The sequence below is a fragment of the Pseudovibrio sp. FO-BEG1 genome (assembly GCF_000236645.1).
Taxonomy (GTDB): domain Bacteria; phylum Pseudomonadota; class Alphaproteobacteria; order Rhizobiales; family Stappiaceae; genus Pseudovibrio.
In genome coordinates, this window is record NC_016642.1 from 2966749 (window position 1) to 2983276 (window position 16528).

The following is a 16528-nucleotide window of genomic DNA, read 5'->3' on the forward strand; positions in this document are numbered from 1 at the left end:
AGTTCTGGAATTAATGATCCGGTGCCCAAATGCGGATGCCCGCATGCGTAAATGGCACGGCTTTTGAAATATTCTGACGAATGAGAATTGGGGTGATCGCCTCAATGCAGCGCGCTGCTTTTGCATTGCCGCTGTTGTAGGTTGTCACATCCAGTTTATTGACCAGTTCCATCACCACCTTGCGGGCAGCAAGGCTGTCACCACACACGAGGATGTCGCAATTGATCGCCCAATCCAGATTGTTCAGCGTTGTGGCAGAAACATTGTGCAAGGCACCCACAACAGGAATATCTGGGCCGAGCAACGCCTGAGCGGCCTCAGTGGCAGAACCTTCTGGCGGCATTTCAACCGTCTTTGGATCACCCGGCGCCAGCGGTACAACAATGTCGATGAGGATCTTGCCGGAAAGATGCGGCTTCAGAGCTTCCAGCGTCGCATCATGCGCTGCATAAGGCACTGCCAGCATCACACATTCGGTGGATGCAGCCACAGCATCTTCATTGCCCATGCCTTCAATCTTAGCAGAGCCTTCCGGAAGCTTTGTCATAAGCTCATCGGCAATGTCCTTGCCGCGCGCAGCATCGCGAGAGCCGAGCGCAACGGGCACGCCAGCCCGGGCAAACCTGAGCGCAAGCCCCTGACCCTGTGGCCCGGTTCCTCCGATAATCGCTAATGTCATCGGAACATGTCCTCCTTCTTCGATCTTATTAAATCCTGTGCTGAACTTGCTTCTAACGACCAGTTGAGCCCGCGAAACAGAACCACTGGTGTTTGTCCGGCTTTGCTGATCACCAATCCAGAGGCCGCTGCCAACTCATCTGCAAACGCAGGCTCCGTCACACTAAGCAATCGCCCGTGTGCATCTGAGTTGCCTTGTTCTTTGATGGTTGCCGGAACACCGGCAAGACCCACCGCTACATTCACCTGACCAAGCCGCCAGGGACGTCCAAATGTGTCGGTAATCGCAAAACCGATCTGCGCATTGAAACGCCTGGAAAGGGCTTCCTGCATACAGGCAGCGCTGGCATCGGGATCTTCCGGCAGCAAAATCAGCGTCTCATCCGCGCCGCTGTTGGATTCATCCACTGCGGCATTGGCGGAAATGAAGCCCAAACGATGCTCACAGATCATAGTGCCTTCATTCTGTGTTGGTCGCTTGAAATGACGAACCACACGCGTGCTTTCCTGCAGGATCACCTCGACCTTGCGGGGATCTTTGTTCAGCTCATTTGCATAGCCTTGGGCTTCCTCAGAGGGAGTGACATCTGCCAGATTGACAATGCGCCCCTCGGCCTTGGAAAAAATCTTATGCGCCGAGGTCAGAACATCTCCGTCCTGTAAAGAAAGGCCAGCTGCTTCAATCGCATCACCAAGAATGCTTGCCAGATCATCGCCCGGTTTGATCTCCGGAATATTCGGGATCGCGTGTAATGATAGGGTATGCATCAAACAGCTCTCCGATCGCCATGTTTTGCAAGAAGCCGGGGCTGAAGGTCTGCGAGGTCTTCCATATAATCGATATCTTTTGAAAAGGAGGAGGAGGGAGCAATCACACAGTCCAGCCCGCGCTCTGCAGCCTGGGCCTGATGTTTCTGGAAAGAAGCATTGCCGTAAGTGAAGGTGATCGCATCCGGTGGCGTCGCAATCAGCACGTTGGTACCGTAGTCATGAGCCGGGCACAGCACGAGAGAACGCGGTGAACCTGCAAGGCTCAAAAGCCGCTCAAACTCATCGAAGTCTGGCGCGGCAATATCCGCTGGCAGAACGCAAAGCGTCTCATAGCCATGAGCCTTGGCCCAAAGGGCTGCCGTTGTCAGTGCAGAGTTCAGCCCATCTTCCTGACCTTCAAGGATCAGATGAACAGAGCATTCGTTCACAGTGCTTGCGATCTCAAGTGAACTGGTCACCACAGCAATATCAAAGGCAGTGCTACACGGTTTCTGTGCGTCCTGTAAAAAACGAAGTGTCTGTGCAAACAGGTTTGCCGCCACAGTTGCGCGTTCAGTGGCATCAAGATGTGGTCCAAGACGAGACTTCGCTTTGGCAAAGTCCTTCACGGGCACAACAACAAGTGTTTTAGGAGCTAGCCCGGTCATGCGCTCAGCTCCTCACCAGAGCGATCAACTACACCAGAAACAGCGAGAAGCTCAGCTGCAAGCCGCACCTTGTCTTCTCGCGTCTTCATCAGGATTGCATCCTGTGACGTGCTCAGACCCAAACCGTTGATGGCAGAGATGTGTTGCTCGTCCGCATGATCAATGATGAAGCAGTCCAGAAACTCAGCATAAATCTGCGCAACACCAAACGCCGTGGATTCGAAGCCGAGGGACGCTAGCATCCGGTCCGCCGGACCTTTCACAACGCCGCCATTGATGATTGGCGAAACACCAATCTTCGGGGCTTTCGCAGCCTTCACCGCCTCCAGAATGCCGGGAACCTTGAGGATCGGCAGAATGCTCACCAGTGGGTTGCTCGGTGCAACTACAATCAGATCAGCCTCTGCCAGCGCCTTCAGGGCTTCCTCAGTCGCATGAGCCTCTTCAATATGGTCGTAATGCAGCTCCCGAACCTCAGGGGCACAGCGCTCCTTGACAAAATACTCCTGAAAACTCAGCCAACCCGCATCCGTTTTCACCCGTGTCTGCACCACATCATCCGTCGGCAGAATAAGGTTACAGCTCAGCCCAAAACTCCTGGCGATATCTTGTGCAATCAACGTGGGTCGATCGCCCTGACGGCGACGATGCGTACGGTAGATGTGCAGGCCGAAATCGCGATCCCCCAGAGACATCCATGTGTCGTCGCCAAATTTGGAAAGTGTCTCCAACGCACGGTGGCTCTCATCCGCCACACCCCAGCCTTGCTGGCGGTCAATTACGTCGGCCAGTGTGTAGGTGAGGGTGTCGATGTCCGGCGATACCCAAAGGCCGTGGAAGGCATCATCATCGGCAATGTTGCCAATGATGGAGAGCTCCACATTCTCCAGATGATAAAGGCCTTCCGCCATCTTGGCGCCGCCAACACCACCGGCAATCAGAGTAACTTTAACAGGTGCGTTTTGCGTCATCCGGCACCTCCAACCGCCTTTGCTGGAACGCCATCTTCTTCCGTCAGGAAGCTCAGAAGAGTCGAGTTGGCGCGTGCAATCAGCGGTGCTTGTTGCTCTGGCAGGCCATCGGCAAAATCATTGATCACATCATAAACGGTATTGCGCTGGATCGGCTGACGGCCCGCATCCTGAATGATCTGGCACATTTCGTGTGCGGTGATCTCCTGACCATGCGCTGCACCGGCAGAACGGGAGATGCTCTCGTTCATCAATGTGCCACCTAGATCATTAACCCCGCATTGCAGCAGATCAGAGGCAAACTCTGGTCCCAGCTTGGTCCATGACACCTGAATGTTATCGATCCAGCCGTGCAGCATGATCCGCGAAACCGCATGCATCTTGCGCACTTCCAGATCTGTCGGGCCGGGGCGCACGTTCTTTGGATCAAGCGTATAAAGCGGGCTCTCTGAATGGACGAAACTTAACGGAACCAACTCGGTGAAACCGCCAGTCTCTTGCTGAATATCCCGCAGTAAGGCAATGTGAGCGGCCCAATGCTCCGGCCCATCAATATGGCCATACATAATCGTCGCTGTGGTCGGAATGCCCACCTCATGCGCGGCCTTGATGATCTCCACCCACTTCTCGGTGCTCAGTTTGTTGCGTGTCAGCTGCTGGCGGATGTCGGTGTCCAGAATCTCCGCTGCCGTGCCGGGCAGGGAGCCGAGGCCGCAGTCTTTCAAATCCTGTAAAAACGCATGATAGGACTGTTTGGTCTTGGCGGCGCCGTACCACACCTCAAAGGGTGAAAATGCATGGATATGCATGTCCGGGAGGGCTTTTTTGATCGCCAGAACGATCTCACGATAATAGGTGCCTTCCATCTTCGGGTGCAAACCACCCTGAATGCAAACCTCTGTTGCGCCGCGATCCCATGCTTCCTGTGCACGGGCAACGATCTGCTCCGGCACCAGCCATTCGGCGTCGGGATCTTCCGTCCGCTTGGCAAAACCGCAGAACTTGCAGCCCATGTAGCAGATGTTGGTGAAGTTGATGTTCCGGTTGACCACAAAGCCAACCTTGTCGCCATTCACCCGCTGGCGCAGCGTGTCCGCCACATAGGCAATGGCAGGAAACTCTTGCGCAGGAGCGCGGAACAGGTGCTCACCATCTGCCTCTGAAATCTCTATACCAGACAGCGCCTTGCTCAGAATATCGTGTGTCGGTGTGCTCAAATCGTGTGAGCGCAATGCATCATTTGCTGAGCGAGGGAAACTGTGAAGCGTCATAGGGAACCTCCTGACTGAACTGCGGCGGAGGAACCCATTTGCTCCCAAAGCCCCTTGGATTTTGAAAGCACAACAGGATCCACAAACTCACTCTTCTCACGCAGATAGCTCGGGTAGACGGTCAACCGCTCCTCCAGCTTCTGCCCGGCTTGCTGTGTTGACTGGGCCAGCTCATCAATCACAGGCCAGCGATGCTGCGGGTTGATGAAGTCAATGGTCACCGGAGAAATGCCGCCCCAGTCATTGATGCCAGCGCTCAGGTACTCCATATGCCGTTCGCTCAGGTTCGGCGGCGCTTGCAGGCTGATCTCAGGGGACAGGATCAGGCGCGCAACGGCCAGCGTGCGCAGCATGTTATCCAGCGATGGTTCTGGATGGTTCTCCATCCCGATTCCAGGCTTGCGCTGGAAGTTTTGGATGATCACTTCCTGAATGTGTCCATGACGTGCATGGCTTTCGTTGATCGCCTCCAGCGCCTCAATGCGCTCTTCCCACGTCTCGCCAATGCCAATCAGCAAGCCAGTGGTGAACGGGATCTTCTTTTGACCAGCCCGCTCCAAGGTCCGCAATCGCTGAACCGGCGCTTTGTCCGGGCAACCAAAATGAGGCTGGCCTTTCTTCATCAGACGGCGGCTGGTGGTCTCCAGCATCATGCCCATAGAAGCCGCATAGGGGCGAAGCTGATCGATTTCCTCATCGCTCAGTGTGCCCGCATTCACGTGCGGCAGGAGGGTTGTCTCCCGCAACACCATCTCGCAGGCATCCGCCAGATAGCTGACCATGGATCCGTAACCCAGCTGTGCTAGAGCAGCTTTCGCTTGCTCGTAACGCAGCTCTGGTTTCTCACCCAGACTGAAGAGGAGCTCCTTGCAGCCGGTCTCTTCTCCCTGCTGCGCCGTCCGCATCACCTGTTCAGGTGTCATGATGTTGGCTTCGGGCGAGCTGGGGTGTTTGACAAATGTGCAATACGTACATGTATCTCGGCACATGTTTGTCAGTGGTACAAAAACTTTACGGGAGTAGGTGACAGTATCGCCCCAATACTGGCGCTTTACTGTAGCGGCCTGTTGCATCAGATCCCGAAGATCTGAGCCTCGCACTTCCCCCAGGTGTCGCGCTTGGTCAGCAGTCAGCATAATTTTTTACCTCTCGGTCAAAAAAATATCTGCAACTATCAGTTAGTCAAGCGTGAAATATCTCCTGGGTAGAATAATTATGCTGCAATGCAAATAAAACAAGCACAATAAAAGGCGTATTTGAGCAAAGAAAAGCTTTATTTTGCAACGCATTCTGTAAAGTTGCTCTGCAATATTTATGAAGTTTAAGCTCATTTGCGCAAAAGTTTAGCAGTACATGCAAAAATATGCACCTTTCCAGATTGCTATTTTCTTTTGTAAGCAAATGAAGTGGTTTTGATTCCGATAGATCGGATTTTTTCATCAAAAAACCTTAGGAACCTGTGGAGTTTTCTTGTCTGCAACACGCTTATTCTCTGGATTTGGCAGGGCTTCTAAGTGTTTTACCTATTGGAATATCAGGAGAATTTTTGAAGTTGGCTGGTGAAATTGATCCATTTTTGAAGGTGGGTTGACAGATAATTGACTGTTTGGTCCAATTTACCCCAAGTTTTGGGAGGGGAATATCCAAGATTTAAGCTGAGTTAAGCTGTTGCAAGAGCGAAAGATCTCTGCAAACTACATCTATCTGTTCCAAATGGGAAAAATAACCCTGCGGGAAATCTAGAAGATTGAATTTTTGACATAATTTGCCTGCAACCTGTCTTTACGCGGTTGTAGACCGTCAGGCATGTCAAAAAAGAGATAGAGCTTGAATCCTGCGAATATCCTCATCGGTTTTATCAGTTTTATGCTCCCTCGGGAGATTAAATAACGACAGCTAACCCGTTGTATTTCAGAAGAGTATTTCTCGGGTAAGTTAAATAAAACGGCGTTGAAAAGACGTTATCGGAGAGACCTATGAGTAAACTTGGCTCAAATCATCGTATTAATGGTGACAGACTGTGGCGTAGCCTGATGGATATGGCCCAGATCGGACCCGGCGTCCGTGGTGGCAACAACAGGCAAACGCTGACAGATGAAGATGCCGAGGGCCGTAAGCTTTTCACCAGCTGGTGTGAAGCCGAAGGCATGACAATGCACGTCGACACAATGGGCAACATATTCGCCCGTCTAGAAGGGGAAGACCCAAGTCTCGATCCGATTATGATTGGTTCTCACCTGGATACGCAGCCAACTGGCGGCAAGTATGATGGTGTGCTTGGCGTACTCGCAGGTCTGGAAGTGATCCGCTCTATCCGTGAGCGCGGCATTAAAACCAAACGTCCAATCGAAGTGGTCAACTGGACCAACGAAGAGGGCACCCGCTTTGCCCCGGCCATGCTGGCCTCCGGCGTGTTTGCAGGCATGCATACGCAGGATTGGGCTTATGATCGTGAAGATGCGGAAGGCAAGAAGTTCGGTGATGAACTCAAACGCATTGGTTATGTGGGGGAAGAGCCTGTTGGCCAGCGCAAGCTGCATGCCATGTTTGAGCTTCACATCGAGCAGGGGCCAATCCTCGAAATTGAGGAAAAGGACATCGGTGTTGTCACCCATGGTCAGGGTCTCTGGTGGCTGCAGGTCACGCTCACCGGCAAAGACAGCCATACCGGCTCAACCCCAATGCCAATGCGCAAAAACGCAGGTCTCGGCATGGCACGCATTACTGAGCTGGTGCACCAGATCGCCATGGAAAACCAGCCGGAGGCTGTCGGCGCCATTGGTCATTGCGATGTCTATCCAAACAGTCGCAACGTGATCCCGGGTAAAACCGTCTTCACCATCGATTTCCGTTCCCCACATCAGGATGTTCTGGATGGTATGAAAGCCAAGCTGGAAGCGGAAGCGCCAAAAATCGCAGAAGAACTCGGCCTTGATATCGAGATTGAAGCTGTTGGTCACTTTGATCCGGTCACTTTCGATGAAGGCTGTGTCACCGCTGTTCGCAACGCAGCTGAGCGTCTGAACTATTCCCACCGCAACATCATCTCCGGCGCAGGCCACGATGCCTGCTGGATCAACCGTGTTGCACCAACGGCCATGATCATGTGCCCATGCGTGGATGGTCTGAGCCACAACGAAGACGAAGAAATTTCAAGAGAGTGGGCAACTGCAGGTGCCGATGTGCTGTTCCATGCAGTGCTTGAGTATGCCGAGATCGAGCAGGATACCACAGAGCCAGCCGAATAACCCTTAGATCTGAAAGAGTTGAGAGACCAAAATGTCTACAGTGATTAAAGGCGGCACGATTGTAACTGCCGATAGAACTTACAAGTCCGATGTCCTCGTGGATGGTGGCAAGATCATCGAAATCGGCGAGAACCTCTCCGGTGACGAAACGCTGGATGCCTCCGGCTGTTATGTCATGCCGGGCGGTATTGACCCGCACGTGCATCTGGAAATGCCGTTCATGGGAACGCATTCCGCAGACAACTTCGAGATCGGCACAAGAGCGGGCCTTGCGGGCGGTACCACCATGGTCGTGGACTTCTGTCTGCCAGCGCCGGGCCAGTCCATGATGGAAGCACTTGCCATCTGGCAACAAAAATCCGGCGCTGCATGCTCTGATTATTCCTACCACATGGCCGTGACCTGGTGGGGGGAACAGGTCTTCAATGAAATGCAGGAAGTGGTTGATCGCGGCATCAACACCTTCAAGCATTTCATGGCCTACAAAGGCGCACTGATGGTGGATGATGACGAAATGTTCGCATCCTTCCAACGCTGTGCAGCCCTTGGCGCAATGCCGCTTGTGCATGCCGAAAACGGTGATGTGGTCGCTACCATGCAGCAAAAACTGCTGGCAGAAGGCAACAACGGACCAGAAGCGCACTCATACTCCCGCCCGCCAGAGGTGGAAGGCGAGGCAGCCAACCGCGCTATCATGATCGCGGATATGGCCGGTGTGCCGCTCTATATCGTGCATACCAGCTGCGAGCAGGCCCATGAAGCCATTCGCCGCGCCCGCCAGAAAGGCATGCGTGTCTATGGTGAGCCGCTGATCCAGCACCTGACACTGGATGATAGTGAATATTCCAACCCAAGCTGGGATCATGCCGCACAGCGCGTCATGTCTCCTCCATTCCGCAACAAACAGCATCAGGACAGCCTCTGGGCTGGTTTGCAGTCTGGTTCCTTGCAGGTGGTGGCAACAGACCACTGTGCCTTCACAATGGAGCAGAAGCGGTTTGGCGTCGGCGACTTCACTAAAATCCCGAACGGCACCGGCGGCTTGGAAGACCGCATGCCAATGCTCTGGTCAACCGGTGTGCGCACTGGCCGCCTGACCATGAACGAGTTCGTAGCTGTCACTTCCACCAATATCGCCAAGATCCTGAATATGTATCCTAAAAAGGGTGCGATTTTGGAAGGGGCGGACGCAGACATCGTTGTCTGGGATCCGAACCGCTCAAAAACAATCACTGCAGCCAACCAGCAGTCCTGCGTTGAATACAACGTGTTCGAAGGCAGGGAAGTGGTCGGTCTGCCACGCTTCACACTCACCCGCGGTAAAGTCGCGATTGAGGAAAGCACGGTCAAGACTGAACCTGGTCACGGTGAGTTCGTTGGTCGCGAGCCAAATGCTCCGGTCGGCGCAGCTCTGTCAAAGTGGAAAGAAATCACAGCGCCGCGCAAAGTTGAGCGTCGGCCAGAATTGATGCCAGCAGGCGTATAAGCCTGACCACAGAGCGAACGGCGCATCTCCGAAAAGAGGGCACTGGCTTTCGGAATCAGATGCGCCGGGAAGCAACAATTTAGAGCATGTCGCGGGCTTGAAAGTGCTGCGATATGCCATCAGGCCCACGTGGGGTACGCGGGCTGGTCATTAATCGCAGCGGTATTTTTAGAGGGGATCTGCTGCTTTTAAGCTGAGGGGGTAAAACTCAATGTCGGATTCAACTCTAGGCTCAACCGGGAATGTAGTACCGGACGAGTTTGGTATTATCCATCAGGAACTTGTCGGAATTGATGCCGATCTTTACAACGAAGATCAGTTGCCAACCGCGCCTGTTGCACGCACATGGAACTGGGTTTCCATTGCCGCGCTCTGGGTCGGTATGGTGGTCTGTATTCCAACCTACTTGCTCGCGTCCTATCTGATTGGCGCAGGCATGAGCTGGGATCAGGCGGTCATGACAATCCTGCTCGCCAACGCAATCGTTCTCATTCCAATGGTTTTGATCGGCCATGCAGGCACCAAATACGGTATTCCGTTCCCGGTTCTGCTGCGCTCATCCTTCGGTCCAGCTGGTGCGAAATTTCCAGCTGTTGCCCGTGGTATCGTAGCCTGCGGTTGGTTCGGTATTCAGACATGGGTCGGCGGTTCCGCGATCTACGTGATCCTGAACACGCTTATGGGTGGGGGCCTTGCTGGTGACCCGTTGCCAATCCTCGGCATCAACGCAGGCCAGTTTGCCTGCTTCATGGCGTTCTGGGCACTGCACCTGTACTTCATCAAAAATGGCACAGAATCCATCCGCTGGCTGGAAACCTACGCAGCACCATTCCTGCTCGCAATGGGTCTGGCTCTGCTGGCATGGGCCTACGTCAACGCAGGTGGTTTCGGCGCAATGCTCTCCACACCAAGCCAGTTCGCTGAAGGTCAGCCGAAGGAAGGCCAGTTCTGGTCCGTCTTCTGGCCAAGCCTGACAGGCATGGTCGGCTTCTGGGCAACCCTTGCACTGAACATTCCTGACTTTACCCGTTATGCGAAAAGCCAGAAAGATCAGTTCATGGGACAGGCTATCGGCCTTCCAATCCCAATGGCACTGTTCGCGTTCATCGCGTCTGCTGTGACGTCAGCAACTGTTGTGATCTTCGGGGAAGCCATCTGGGATCCAATCGCACTGGCTGAGAAAATGGGCGGGATGAGCATCATTATCGCTCTGTTTGCACTCATCGTCGCAACGCTGACAACCAACCTGGCAGCAAACGTTGTGGCTCCGGCGCATGGGTTCTCCAACCTGGCACCAAAGGCGATCAACCTGCGCATGGGTGGCTACATCACCGCTGCGATCGGTTTGGTGATGTTCCCGTGGATCCTTGTGAACCACATCATCGGCTGGCTAATTGCATACTCAGCGCTGCTGGGTCCGATCGCAGGCGTAATGCTGGCAGACTACTACCTGCTGCGCAAAACCAAGCTCAACGTGGAAGACCTATTCAAGCACAACGGCATCTATGCTGGTTCCAACGGCTGGAACTGGGCAGGCGTGCTGGCACTGGTCATCGGTATCCTACCAAACCTTCCAGGCTTCCTGGCAGGCGTAGGCCTCACCGGTCCGGCATCCCCACTGTTCGCAACCATCTATACATATGCATGGTTTGTCGGCCTGTTCGTGGCTGGCATCGCTTACCTTGCTCTGGCAAAAATCCTGAACAAGTAACAGCGAACTAAGCTAAATAACGAGAAGAGGGGGCGGCGTATCAAGCGCCGCTTCCTCCTGTTTTAAAGGAAGAGAAAATGCCAAAAGCCTATTGGGTCGCTCACGTCACAGTCACAGATCCTGAACCATACAAGCTGTACGCAGACGGAGCCTCTGCCGCTTTCAAAAAGTACAACGCCAACGTTCTGGCACGCGGCGGCAAATTTGAGGATCTGGAAGGCACCAACCATCCCCGCAACGTGGTGATCGAGTTTGCCGATATGGAAACCGCGATGGCTTGCTACAACAGCGAAGAGTATCAGGCCGCCAAAAAACATCGCGAAAACGCTGGCATCGCCAACATCATCATCGTGGAAGGCGCATAACGCGTCACCTGCATCTGATGAAACGAAAAAAGCCGCAGCGATCAAACTGCGGCTCTTTTTATGTCGTCTGACAGGAAACTTACTTGTCCCGCAGTTCCCGGCGCAGGATCTTGCCCACGGTGGATTTCGGCAGCTCTTCCAGAAACTCCACGTGTTTCGGTACTTTGTAGGCTGCCATCGCTTTATGGCAGTACTCCTGAACCGCTTCCGGCGTCACATCCTCACTGCTGCGCACCACAAAGGCCTTCACAGCCTCACCGGTCCGCTCATCAGATGTCCCTGCAACGGCCACTTCAACCACGCCCTTGATCTCGGCAATCACTGCCTCAACCTCAGCCGGATAAACGTTGAAGCCGGACACAAGCACCATGTCTTTCTTTCGGTCCACGATCTTGAAGTTGTTGCGCTTGTCCATGATCGCAATGTCACCAGTACGGAAGAACCCATCCGGGGTCATCACAGCAGCTGTTGCATCCGGCTTGCGCCAATATCCCTGCATGATCTGCGGACCGCGCGCACAAAGCTCACCCGGCTGGCCAAGCGGAACTTCATTGTCCTCCGCGTCCAGCAGCTTAATCTCCGTCATCGGCATGGACTGACCAACAGTCTCGGTAAACTCTTTGCTGTCAAACGGGTTCACAGAAAGGATCGGTGACGTTTCACTTAGGCCATAACCTTCAATAATGTGATGACCGGTCACCTGTTTCCACTTATCTGAGATCGCCCGCTGAATGGCAGAACCGCCACCCATGGCGAACTTGTAGTTGCTGAAGTCCAGCTCATCAAAGCCCGGCGTATGCAAAAGACCGTTGAAGAGCGTGTTCACACCAGTGATCACGCTGAACTTCCAGTTCTTCAGCTCACCCACAAACCCCGGCATGTCGCGCGGGTTGGTGATCAAAACGTTCTGCGAGCCAAGCCAGTAGAACGACAGGCAGTTCACCATCAACGCGAAGATATGATAGAGCGGCAGAGCCGTAATCACGATCTCTTCACCCGCGCGCATAAAGCCATCTGTCGCCGCATCAAACTGCGCAATGTTGGCCACCAGGTTGCCATGGCTCAGCGCAGCACCTTTGGAAAGGCCAGTCGTGCCGCCCGTATACTGCAGATAGATCAGATCGCTTGGGTTGATTTGCGGCGGCGTAAACTCCAGCTGTTCGCCTTTCGCAAGAACGTCTTTGACCGTCAAACGATCCGCAAACATCTCATGCGCAGGCGGCGAGGGCATGTCCACTCCGGTGGCATCTCCCACATTCGCGATCAGCACATTCTTGATCGGCGTATCAGCAACCACTTCTGCCAGAGTTGGGCTGGAGCCGGAGAAAATGAAGATGGTGTCCGTATCCGCATCATTCAGCTGATGCTTCAACTCGCGCGGAGTGTAGAGGGGATTGACATTCACCTGCACCAGTCCGGCGCGCAATATGCCGAACATGATAACCGGAAATGCCAGAATATTCGGCAGCATAATGGCGACTCGGTCGCCTTTTTTAAGCCCCAGCTCATTCTGCAAATAGGCAGCGACTGCGCGTGACTTCTCATCAACTTCTTTAAATGTAAGTGACTGACCAAAGTTGGTGAAGGCTACATTATCTGCGAAGCGGCCATTTGCCTCCTCAAATATTTCCACGACAGATCTGTAGCCATTCACGTTAATTGGCTTGGTAAATACAGTAGGTGTCCACGCTGGAGCACTAAGTGTATCAGTCATAATTCCTCCCAAAATTAAAACTTATACGCGTATATTAGAATATTCTTTGAGCTTACGCTTTAGGAATATCGGTCATCCTTCAATATCTGATGGATTTTCTCTTTTTGACTCTCAAACTCTTTTGATGGAGTACGCCCCAGCACACCCATAGCGGCCAGGAAGAGCATGTCGACCATCGCTTGAGACCCAAAATGGGCAGGGCCAGCATTGCGGATCGCCTGATTGGCTGTAAAGCCAGTGATCAGCTGAATCGCCTGACGCACCTGAAGCTCCCAATCCTCAAAGGGGATCTCGTCTTTATAAGGCTCGCAGAGGGTCAGAATGCGCTCTGCAGTAGCAAGAGTCAGCTGCTGGAATCGCTTCCAGGTTTCAGGCTCTTTGGCGGAAACTTCATGGGCAGCACGGTAAAGCCCGATATTTTCCTGAAGCAGTTGCTGGTTCAGGGCTGTGACAAAGTAAATGGTGCTCTCTAAAGACCCCAACGGGTCCTGCAAGTCCTGAATAAGGCCTTGCGCATGCTCCTCGTATATTTCAAAAAGGCGCTCGAACAACATCTCTTTGTTCTTGAATCGAAAGTAAAAATTGCCCGTTGAAGAGCCCGCGAGTTGAACGATATCTGAAACCCGCGCCCGTGCCACACCTTCCTTGGCAAAAATCGTTTTTGCAGCTTGCAGGAAATTCTGCTCCGCCTCATAGCCTCGTTTTTGTTTTGGCTTATAAGATTTCATTTTACACTCAAACTAGACGATAAGTTCTGTTTTTGATAATGAGAATAGAGTTGCCAAACTATAGCATCTCTTAGGTTGGGGCCACCGATAATAGCAGAATGCATGTGTGATTTGGGAACATATAGGGGGGACGATGAAAATACATGGATTATTGCTGGGTGCCGCTGTATCTATCGTAGCGTCAGCTGGGGGCGCTGAAGCCGCGAAAGAACTGAAGTTTGCAACAAGTGCACCTCTGGGTACCCCTTGGGTAAAACATGTTGATGCCATCGCCGAAAAGATCAGCACAAATTCTGAAGGCAAAATAAGCGCGAAATTATTTCATGCAGGCCAGCTTGGTACAGAGCCTGTGATGGTCCAGAAAACAATCCGCGGACGCATTGATATTCTCGGCTCTTCCATGACTGCATTTTCAACTGTGGTGCCCGAAATGGCCCTCATGGGGGTCCCGTTCCTGTGGGACAGTTACGCCCAGATCGATTGCGCCATGGACAAGCACCTCACATCTGTTTTTGAGCCGCTTTTTGAAAAGAAGGGCCTGAAGTTCCTCCAATGGAATGAACTCGGTTGGATCCATGCATTCGGAACCAAACCACTGGTCACGCTGGACGATGTCAAAGGCGTCAAAGTCCGTGCTGCTCCTGCAAAATACTCCGCCAACTTCTGGCAGGGCATGGGCGCAAACGGGGTCGTGTTGCCACTGGCCGAAACCCCATCTGCCATCCAGACCGGAATGGTGGAAGGCGGAACCCTGCCAGCCATGACCTATGTAGCAATGGGTATGGGCAAACTAGCGCCCCATCTCACTCTTTCTGCCCACCTGCATCAGTCTGGCGCGCTTGTCATGAGTATGCGCACCTGGAGGAAGCTGAGCGCAACGGAGCAGGAGAGCATCACCAACGCACTGGTGCCAGTTCAGGGCCTGAGGGACGAAGTACGCAATATGGCAGAGGGCATGGTTGCTGGTTTTCAGGAAAACGGTGGTCACGTTCATAAGCTATCATCGGAACAGCGCGAAGCGTGGAAGACAGCCGTTGTGCCACTGCGAGAGCAGCTGGTCAGCTCAATTGGTGGTCAGGCAGAAGAAATCTGGCCAAAAATTCTGGAGGCAAGACAAGCCTGCACACTCTGACCTGATCTAGAAAGGAAGAGCCCATCCGTTTTAAGGGCTCTTTTCATTTTGCATGAAGCGATTTTTCCATCTGCTCTACCGCTTTGAAGCGACCTTCGCGGCTCTGGCCTACATCATAGTTGTGGTGGCTATGCTGGCAGATGTAGTTGCGCGCGAGTTCTTTGAGACCTCGTTGATGCACAGCAGCAAAATCGCTTTGTTCTCCGCCATTTTCGCCGGCATGCTTGGCTTGGGGCTAGCAACGTTCTCCGGCACCCACATCCGCCCCAAGTTCACGGATAATGTGCTGCCACACGCATGGCAGGCCCTGCTGCAAAAACTGGGAGATGTCTTGAGCGGATGCCTCTTCCTGCTTGCTGGCTACATCTCTTTTGAGCTTGTACGCTCGTCCTATGAGATTGGCTTTCTCGTGCCCGTTGTGGATTGGCCACTGTGGTGGTTCCAAACCATCATGCCCTACGCCTTCTGTTCCAATGCGCTCCGCCATTTTGGCTTTGCCGTGATGCCCTCGTTGAAACCAGCGGAGGCTGATCTGGAATGAGCACCGCTGTCCTTCTAACACTCGCTGTCATCCTCATGCTGGTCTTGCGCCAGAACCTGATCGTGATCCTGATGGTTCTGGGCGGTGCTGTGCAGCTGTTTTACAGCGACGGTGAGCTGATGTTCATGGCAGAGGACTTCTGGGCGGCACTGGACCGTGAGGCGCTGCTCTCAATCCCGGTCTTCCTGCTTTGCGGGTCCATCATGAGCCGCGGTGCCATCGCAGAGCGTCTTGTAAATGTGCTAAAGCAGCTCACCGGCTCGCTGTCCGGCGGCCTTGGGGTGGCAACTATTTTGTCCTGCGCCTTCTTTGCAGCGATTTCCGGCTCTTCAATGGTCACACTGCTGGCCGTGGGCACCGTCCTTTATCCGGCTTTGAAAGAGCAGGGCTATTCAACCCCATACGCCCTTGGAGCTCTCTCCAGCGCAGGCACACTGGGGGTCGTCATTCCGCCAAGCATCCCGATGATCATCTACGGACTGGTCACGGAAACGTCGATCACCGACATGTTCTTGGCCGGGATTGTTCCAGGTTTGCAGCTCACACTCATTCTGGCCTCTTATTCCGCATGGGTGAACAGAACCATACCGCGCATCGGCTTTGATCTGGCAGAGGCGGGCTCAGCCATATCCAATGGCATCTGGTCTTTGCTCATGCCCGTCATCCTACTCGGCGGCATCTACTCCGGCTATTTCACTGCAACTGAAAGCGCGGCCATTGCACTGGCATATGCGCTTGCTGTTGAGCTGTTCATCTACAAGGAGTTGACGCTGTCGCAGCTTTGGGATGCTGTCATTCACACCACTCAGTTGCTCGGCGGTCTGCTGCCTATCGTTGCCATAGCCGCAACCCTGAACATGGTGCTGACCACCGAGCAGGTCCCGGGCCAGCTGGCAGATTGGTTGTCTGCCCATGTTGAAGAAAAATGGCTTTTCCTGATTGGCCTCAACATCCTGCTTCTGCTGGTTGGTTTCTTTATGGAAATCATCTCGGCACTCCTGATCATGGCGCCAATCCTGCTACCCGTTGCCGTCGCTTACGGCATTGATCCGGTGCATCTGGGCATCATCATGATCATCAATCTTGAGATTGGTCTGCTCACACCGCCCGTCGGTATCAACCTTGTGGTGGCCTCGCAGGCCTTCAAGGAAAGCTTCTGGACAGTCACCAGATCTATCGTGCCCTTTGTCCTGCTTATGCTCATCGTCTTGCTGCTCGTCACTTTCCTGCCAGAACTCTCCCTGATTTTCGTTAGCTGAGGAACC

At 53.5% G+C, this 16528-nt stretch carries 15 protein-coding genes; 7 read left to right on the top strand and 8 right to left on the bottom strand.

The genetic code is table 11. The annotated features are described in order from the left end of the window. Positions 1–10 precede the first annotated feature (10 nt). Genes npdG through cofG form a run of 6 tightly spaced genes read right to left on the bottom strand, consistent with a single transcriptional unit; the run spans position 11 to position 5474 of the window. Positions 11–679, bottom strand: coding sequence for an NADPH-dependent F420 reductase (npdG, locus tag PSE_RS13590; protein ID WP_014285379.1), 669 nt, complete (start codon positions 677–679; stop codon positions 11–13). Further along, entirely contained in the window at positions 676–1446 is a 771-nt protein-coding gene (gene cofE / locus PSE_RS13595; RefSeq protein WP_014285380.1) for a coenzyme F420-0:L-glutamate ligase, read from the bottom strand. The genes npdG and cofE overlap by 4 nt, the downstream gene beginning before the upstream one ends. Continuing rightward, the gene (cofC, locus tag PSE_RS13600) at positions 1446–2096 is read right to left on the bottom strand and encodes a 2-phospho-L-lactate guanylyltransferase (RefSeq protein ID WP_014285381.1); all 651 of its coding nucleotides are present in this window, start codon (positions 2094–2096) and stop codon (positions 1446–1448) included. The genes cofE and cofC overlap by 1 nt, the downstream gene beginning before the upstream one ends. Further along, complete coding sequence (cofD, locus tag PSE_RS13605) at positions 2093–3067, bottom strand: 2-phospho-L-lactate transferase (protein ID WP_014285382.1); 975 nt, start codon at positions 3065–3067, stop codon at positions 2093–2095. Before cofD ends, cofC begins: the two co-directional genes overlap by 4 nt. Beyond that, on the bottom strand, positions 3064–4338 hold the full coding sequence (cofH, locus tag PSE_RS13610; protein WP_014285383.1) for a 5-amino-6-(D-ribitylamino)uracil--L-tyrosine 4-hydroxyphenyl transferase CofH: 1275 nt from the start codon (positions 4336–4338) through the stop codon (positions 3064–3066). Before cofH ends, cofD begins: the two co-directional genes overlap by 4 nt. Further along, the gene (gene cofG / locus PSE_RS13615) at positions 4335–5474 is read right to left on the bottom strand and encodes a 7,8-didemethyl-8-hydroxy-5-deazariboflavin synthase CofG (RefSeq protein ID WP_193384367.1); all 1140 of its coding nucleotides are present in this window, start codon (positions 5472–5474) and stop codon (positions 4335–4337) included. Before cofG ends, cofH begins: the two co-directional genes overlap by 4 nt. An 840-nt stretch (positions 5475–6314) precedes the next feature. Here cofG and PSE_RS13620 point away from each other — a divergent pair. From PSE_RS13620 to PSE_RS13635, 4 genes are all read left to right on the top strand, one after another. Then, positions 6315–7586, top strand: a complete 1272-nt coding sequence (locus tag PSE_RS13620; protein ID WP_041768481.1) for a Zn-dependent hydrolase — start codon at positions 6315–6317, stop codon at positions 7584–7586. Positions 7587–7617: 31 nt separating this feature from the next. After that, a complete protein-coding gene (hydA, locus tag PSE_RS13625) occupies positions 7618–9072 on the top strand; it encodes a dihydropyrimidinase (protein WP_014285387.1) in 1455 nt (484 codons plus the stop codon). A 211-nt stretch (positions 9073–9283) separates the two neighbouring features. Continuing rightward, the gene (locus PSE_RS13630) at positions 9284–10783 is read left to right on the top strand and encodes an NCS1 family nucleobase:cation symporter-1 (protein WP_014285388.1); all 1500 of its coding nucleotides are present in this window, start codon (positions 9284–9286) and stop codon (positions 10781–10783) included. Positions 10784–10860: 77 nt separating this feature from the next. Next, entirely contained in the window at positions 10861–11148 is a 288-nt protein-coding gene (locus PSE_RS13635) for a DUF1330 domain-containing protein (protein WP_008546710.1), read from the top strand. Positions 11149–11227: 79 nt separating this feature from the next. On the opposite strand, the gene PSE_RS13640 is transcribed toward PSE_RS13635, so the two are convergent. Together PSE_RS13640 and PSE_RS13645 are read right to left on the bottom strand one after the other, a co-directional pair. Then, positions 11228–12862: an AMP-binding protein gene (locus tag PSE_RS13640; protein ID WP_041768483.1), complete on the bottom strand. Its 1635-nt coding sequence runs from the start codon at positions 12860–12862 to the stop codon at positions 11228–11230. Positions 12863–12921: 59 nt separating this feature from the next. Next, positions 12922–13590, bottom strand: coding sequence for a TetR/AcrR family transcriptional regulator (locus PSE_RS13645; protein WP_014285390.1), 669 nt, complete (start codon positions 13588–13590; stop codon positions 12922–12924). A 133-nt stretch (positions 13591–13723) separates the two neighbouring features. On the opposite strand from PSE_RS13645, the gene dctP reads away from it, so the two are divergent. From dctP to PSE_RS13660, 3 genes are read left to right on the top strand one after another with little or no spacing between them, the layout of a single operon-like run. After that, positions 13724–14722 (top strand): TRAP transporter substrate-binding protein DctP, encoded by a 999-nt coding sequence (gene dctP, locus PSE_RS13650; RefSeq protein ID WP_014285391.1) that lies wholly within the window; start codon positions 13724–13726, stop codon positions 14720–14722. 52 nt (positions 14723–14774) lie between these two features. Beyond that, complete coding sequence (locus tag PSE_RS13655) at positions 14775–15263, top strand: TRAP transporter small permease (protein WP_014285392.1); 489 nt, start codon at positions 14775–14777, stop codon at positions 15261–15263. Continuing rightward, the gene (locus PSE_RS13660) at positions 15260–16522 is read left to right on the top strand and encodes a TRAP transporter large permease (RefSeq protein ID WP_014285393.1); all 1263 of its coding nucleotides are present in this window, start codon (positions 15260–15262) and stop codon (positions 16520–16522) included. Before PSE_RS13655 ends, PSE_RS13660 begins: the two co-directional genes overlap by 4 nt. The last annotated feature ends 6 nt before the right edge of the window (positions 16523–16528 follow it).